The organism is Halobacteriovorax sp., assembly GCF_041587335.1.
Classification (GTDB): Bacteria; Bdellovibrionota; Bacteriovoracia; order Bacteriovoracales; family Bacteriovoracaceae; genus Halobacteriovorax.
Genome location: NZ_JBFGYP010000162.1, coordinates 1 through 5473 on the forward strand (window position 1 = coordinate 1; position 5473 = coordinate 5473).

The 5473-nt window shown below is 34.7% G+C and carries 6 protein-coding genes and 1 tRNA gene; 5 read left to right on the top strand and 2 right to left on the bottom strand.

All coding sequences use genetic code 11. The features are described 5' to 3' along the window. Positions 1-215: 215 nt before the first annotated feature. The 4 genes from ABX784_RS15140 to ABX784_RS15155 all read left to right on the top strand — a co-directional run bounded on the left by ABX784_RS15140 (position 216) and on the right by ABX784_RS15155 (position 3905). Positions 216-632 (top strand): glyoxalase superfamily protein, encoded by a 417-nt coding sequence (locus ABX784_RS15140; protein ID WP_372655902.1) that lies wholly within the window; start codon positions 216-218, stop codon positions 630-632. A gap of 54 nt (positions 633-686) precedes the next feature. Beyond that, positions 687-1241, top strand: coding sequence for a DUF2799 domain-containing protein (locus ABX784_RS15145; RefSeq protein ID WP_372655903.1), 555 nt, complete (start codon positions 687-689; stop codon positions 1239-1241). A gap of 2 nt (positions 1242-1243) precedes the next feature. After that, positions 1244-2548, top strand: a complete 1305-nt coding sequence (locus tag ABX784_RS15150; RefSeq protein WP_372655904.1) for a Na+/H+ antiporter NhaC family protein — start codon at positions 1244-1246, stop codon at positions 2546-2548. A gap of 91 nt (positions 2549-2639) precedes the next feature. Continuing rightward, positions 2640-3905, top strand: a complete 1266-nt coding sequence (locus tag ABX784_RS15155; protein ID WP_372655905.1) for an ABC1 kinase family protein — start codon at positions 2640-2642, stop codon at positions 3903-3905. 68 nt (positions 3906-3973) lie between these two features. Here ABX784_RS15155 and ABX784_RS15160 read toward each other — a convergent pair whose 3' ends face one another. Together ABX784_RS15160 and ABX784_RS15165 are read right to left on the bottom strand one after the other, a co-directional pair. Then, entirely contained in the window at positions 3974-4225 is a 252-nt protein-coding gene (locus ABX784_RS15160; protein ID WP_372655906.1) for a hypothetical protein, read from the bottom strand. Positions 4226-4479: 254 nt separating this feature from the next. Next, a tRNA-His gene (locus ABX784_RS15165) sits at positions 4480-4555 on the bottom strand. Between the two features lie 176 nt (positions 4556-4731). Here ABX784_RS15165 and ABX784_RS15170 point away from each other — a divergent pair. Further along, complete coding sequence (locus ABX784_RS15170) at positions 4732-5346, top strand: hypothetical protein (RefSeq protein WP_372655907.1); 615 nt, start codon at positions 4732-4734, stop codon at positions 5344-5346. The last annotated feature ends 127 nt before the right edge of the window (positions 5347-5473 follow it).

Consider the following 5473-nt stretch of genomic DNA (forward strand, 5'->3'; position numbering starts at 1 on the left):
GGGAGGATTTAAAAAATTAGTAAATTTTGAAAAATCTGATTCTTAGTTCAATATATTCAACTTGAATCAACTATAGAGATAAGTTATAGTTGATTCAGGCTTTGAAGACGCCTAACCGTTAGAAAGAGTACCTCACTTCAGTATATCACTTATTACATTTTATCTTTTGGTTACCAATAACGGAGAAGGTAACATTAACCAGAGGAGAAAGTGTCATGTCACAATCAAGTGTTGATTCATTAAAAATTAAGGCCAAACTTTTACAAAAGGCAAAAAGATCTAAAGGAGAAGAAATCGCTCTTAAGGATGCTTTTGAAATTATTGCTAAGAGTGCAAACTATTCCAATTGGAAGACCCTCAAAGACTCTTATGAGTATGCAGATTTAGTAAACCCTCCAAAGTGGTCCGCTCAGTGGAAGAAGTGGTTTTCAACAAAAGAGGAGGCCCTTAAATTTCAAAAAGAAAATGAGTTCCTTATGGTCTACCGAAAACAATTCTTCATATGCGATAGCGACTATTTAAAAGAGTTGGGAATTGATCCAACAGCTGAGGATATATGTGCTCTTGGTAAAGATTGGACAACTGAAAAGGTCAGGGACTTTATTAGAAATAAGCTCCAAAAACCTAGTTGATTTATTCCTTAAAATGTCGATAAGTATCTAAATATTATAAATTTTGAGGTTTAAATGTTTCGGTACTTATTGATTATTTCTATTTCCCTATTGTCGTCTTGTTCAAGTATTGAGAAAAAAGACTGTTCTACACTAAATTGGCACGATCAAGGGATGAAGGATGGTGAAGAGGGCAGAAGAAGTACATACTTTTTGCAACATGCTTTAAAGTGTACAACGAAACCAGATGAAAAGATGTATACAAAAGGACGACTAGAGGGACTTAGAGTATTTTGCAGTTCGTATGGTGGATTTAAGGATGGTTTGGCCGGTCATGCTTACCTCGGACAATGTAGCTCCTTTAAAAGTGAAGATAAATTTAAAACTGCTCATCGCTTAGGGATGGATGCCTTTAGACAAAATGAAGAGAATCTAGACAATAAAGAAAAGATAAGTGAACTTGAAAGAAAGATAGTATCAGAGTTTCATAACTTAGAAGAGTTAAGAGATCTAAGATTTGATAAGTCTATTTTAGAAAAAGACTTATTAAGAGGTGTGGACTTTTATAATGATATTCTAGATAAAGCTAGATCTCGTAAATATTTTAAAAAACCTAAACAAGAAAGATAAAAATGGATAATCACATAACGAAGTTTTCAAAATTCACAATTCTTCCACTATTACTATTTGTAATAATATTTTTAGGTAGTGGAATCTACTTCAAATCTATTGGTGTTGATTATGCTTTTTATCAAGTGCCTGCACCAATCGCGATAATCCCAGCTATAGTTCTAGCATTTCTTCTAAATAGGGGTTCAGTGAGCTCTGGTGTAGAAACTTTTGTTAAAGGTATAGGACACAATAATATAATAACGATGTGCTTAATCTACCTGCTTGCTGGAGCATTTTCTAGTGTTGCTAGTGCTAGTGGTGGAGTAGATGCAGTAGTAAATGCAGGTCTATCACTTATTCCTTCAAGTTTTCTTCTACCTGGGATCTTTATTATCTCTGGAGTTGTCGCAACGGCCATGGGGACATCAATGGGAACAATTGGGGCAATTGCACCTATTGCCTATGCTGTTTCTGTTAAGGCCGGAATTGATGTGACTGTTATGGCGGGAGCTGTTTTATCTGGCGCTATGTTTGGAGATAATCTTTCTATTATTTCAGATACAACGATCGCAGCGACTAGGTCTCAAGGCTGTAATATGAGGGATAAGTTTAAGGAAAACTTCAACATGTCCCTTATTGCAGCAATCGTAACAATTCTTGTACTAATATTTTTAGCTCCAACTCCTCAAGCACTTGAAGTAAAGAGTTATGACTCTTTATTAGTGATTCCATATTTCTTTATTCTTGTTTTGGCCATTTTAGGGGTTAATGTATTTGTCGTTCTTTTTTCAGGGATTTTATTGGCCGGTGGAATAGGAATGTTAGGTGACTATACTTTCTTAGCTTTTACTAAAGACATTTATAAAGGTTTTAGTAGCATGCAGGAAATATTTCTTCTTTCTCTACTTATAGGAGGACTCTCTGAGTTCATAAAAGTAGGTGGTGGTCTAGAGGTTATATCTCTTGGAATTCAAAAAATTACAAAGAAAGTCGGAAAGTGGAATCAATATATTGCAGACCAGTTGGGAATTTCTCTTCTTGTTTCATTAACAAATTTATGTGTAGCAAATAATACAGTTTCTATTATCGTAGTAGGTCCAATTGCAAAAAAGCTAGCAATAGCCGGAGAGATTTCAGGAAAAAGATCTGCAAGTTTATTAGATATCTTCTCATGTATAACGCAAGGACTACTTCCTTATGGTGCTCAAGCGCTTCTTTTAGGAGCTAGTTTTAAGTTAACACCTGTAGATATTGTAACGAACTCTTACTATTGCTTAATTTTAATATTTGTATCGTTGCTATTTGTATTTTTTAGAAAGTCTTAAGATAGAATAAAGAGTTTAGACAAAAGTGTGTATTTGAGATCTTTTGTGTCAATGAGCGTATTATTGATAATTATAAGACTGGAGAGATTCTTTGAAGAAGATATCAAAAATTAAGAATGGTTTATTTAAAAGAAATTCTGTCTTGCTAAAGCATGCTCTTAAGACAGGTGCTAATATTCTTGCCAATAAAGATGATCCTAAGAAGATTATCGAAAGTATTGTAGGCGTAAATCCTGATAAATTTATCGATGAATTATCTACATTTAAAGGATCAGTGACTAAAGCTGGTCAGTTACTCTCTCAGTATGGAGAGTACTATCTTCCAGATAATATAAATGAAAAGTTGAAGAAGCTTCAGTCTTCGAGTCACTTTCTTGATTACTCTCAAATTGAATCTCAAATTTCTTCAAAAGCAATTGAAGAGCTAGAAATTGAAAGAGATCCTCTGGCTGCTGCAAGTATAGGTCAAGTGCATAGGGCAAAGGATCAGAATGGAAAGAGTCTTGTCCTCAAAATTCAGTATAAAGGAATAGAAAAGGCCATAAATGGCGATATGTTCTTTCTTAAAATGTTAATGAAGAGTTTGAAGATATTTCCTAAAGGAATAGATACAGAGGATATCTTTAATGAATTAGAAAGAATGCTTAGAAATGAGATGGACTATGATTTAGAAATATCTCTAATGAAGAAGTATAAAGAAGCTAATGATGATGACTTCTTTTATGTTCCCTCTGTCGTTGATGAATACTGTAATAAAAAGTCTATCTGTATGGAATATATAGATGGAGTAAATCTTGGTGATATAAATCCTTCAGATTTCTCTAAAGATAAAATAGATAATCTCGGTGCTAAAATATTTAAACTCTTTTTAAAAGAAATCTTTGAGTTTAATCTTGTGCAAAGTGATGCTCACGGTGGAAACTTTCTCGTTAATGAGGATCTAACAAAACTCTATCTCTTAGATTTTGGTGCTTGTGGAGAGTTAACAGATGAAGTTTTAGATTTTTATCGAAACTTTCTAAGGCACAGCTTTAACTTAGATCGAGAGGCCTTCTTTTCTGAGATTCAAAGATTTATCAAATACTCTAATAAGAGTTTAGAGTACGATGAAGATATAATGTGGGAGTATATTGTAAGAGTAAGCGATCCTCTTAGGTCTGATAGTTTTGACTGGGGTAATACTACTCTTCCTGATGACCTTGTAGAGATTGGAAAACGCTTAAGAAAGACTTTAAAGTTTAAATCAATTCCCTCGCAATTCATTTTTATAGATAGAAAGTTACTCGGTGTATTTGCACTTCTTAGGCAACTTAAAGCATCCTTTAATGTTAAAGAAGTCTTTGAAGACTTTGTATAATTCTTTATTACTCCGGTAGAATTATGGCAGAGAGCTGCCGGTGAGAGATTCTCTCTGCCATAAGTTTTCTAAGATTGAGAACTAGATTTTGCCTTGGTCAAAACGTCATCACTACTCATTTGATCTTGTATGCAGATAAGTTTATCTGTCGCTTTTTGACATGTTCCCCTATAGGTAATTTGATGATGATCATTGTATTCACAGCCTTGGTTTAGCTGTTTATTTTCACAAGACTTTCCAACTAGGCTTAGCATAATTCCAGTATGTGAGAATGAATTGATACTTAAAGTTAATGTAATAAAGGTAAGTATTTTCTTCATCTATCCCCCTATAGCATGGTGCCTGTGCTGTCCTTAGATTTAAAGATAAGTAAAGAGTATGAACAAAGTGTGGAAAGTCGATATTTGATACTATTTCTCTAGTTAACTTAATATACTTTCAAGGATTTATCTGAGAAGTACTCTGATTTTATAGAAGAATTTGAGCAAAAAAAAAGCCTCGAACGGGTTGTGAACGAGGCTTAATATGAGTCACTCCGAAGAGATTATCACTTTCGTGAATGTATCAAGATCAATGGGGTGGCCGATGGGGCTCGAACCCACGACAACCAGAATCACAATCTGGCGCTCTACCAACTGAACTACGGCCACCATTGATATCTTGAGTTAGTATTTATAGTGGTTTTATTGGCCCTAGTCAATATCTGAGTCGATATGATGAAAAAAAAACAATTTTGCACGTGGTCAATTTTGACTCAACCACAAAGATGACGTTACAATATTTACGAACGATTCACATAAATCATTATTCTCAAGGATGGGGAAACATGAAGAAAATAAAACTTATTTCAATTGCTGTCGGTACATTATTAACTACAAATGCTTGGGCCCTAGGGACTGGTGTTTCATCTTACCCAATGATGACGGGAAAGAAGCTTATTTCATCTGAAGTACTTGGTGTTACTTCATCAGGTGGTGGAATCGGTGCTCAGGTTAGATACTCTCAAAAACTTGCTAAGAAGCTAGTTTTTGATGCTGGTCTAGGTATCTCTGGCGGTGAGATGACTAATAGATTCTTTACAGGTGTAGATTATGAGATTTACCCTGATTACTATAAGCAGCCTAAAGTGTCAGTTAAGACAACTTTAGAGATGGCAAAGGAATTTGAAGTAAGTAGAACTAAATTATCTTTAGCTCCAACTGTTTCAAAAGGATTTAGCTTTTGGGGAAAAGAAGCATACCCATACTTCTCTATGCCTATAGGTCTTTCACTTGATGGTGACACTAAGACTTATGAGTCAACAATAAGTGCTAACCTTGGTATTAACGGAAATATTCCTGTTGAAGAGTATAAGCACTTACAGGGAAGTGCTGAAATACAAGTTGGGCTGAAGGATTCATTTACTTCAATCCTTGTTGGTCTTTCTTACCCTCTTCAATAATTAAGTAGGGCCCAGCGAGGGCCCATATTATGATCCCAAAAATAATTTTTTCAGATTTTGATGGAACACTTACAAAGGGCACGGAGTTTACTCCGCGCTTCTTTGATATTCTCGACTATTCAAAGAA

Coding starts and splice junctions, on each gene's coding strand:
- ABX784_RS15140 (WP_372655902.1), top strand. CDS start 216: ATGTCACAATCAAGTGTTGATTCATTAAAAATTAAGGCCAAACTTTTA.
- ABX784_RS15145 (WP_372655903.1), top strand. CDS start 687: ATGTTTCGGTACTTATTGATTATTTCTATTTCCCTATTGTCGTCTTGT.
- ABX784_RS15150 (WP_372655904.1), top strand. CDS start 1,244: ATGGATAATCACATAACGAAGTTTTCAAAATTCACAATTCTTCCACTA.
- ABX784_RS15160 (WP_372655906.1), bottom strand. CDS start 4,225: ATGAAGAAAATACTTACCTTTATTACATTAACTTTAAGTATCAATTCA.
- ABX784_RS15170 (WP_372655907.1), top strand. CDS start 4,732: ATGAAGAAAATAAAACTTATTTCAATTGCTGTCGGTACATTATTAACT.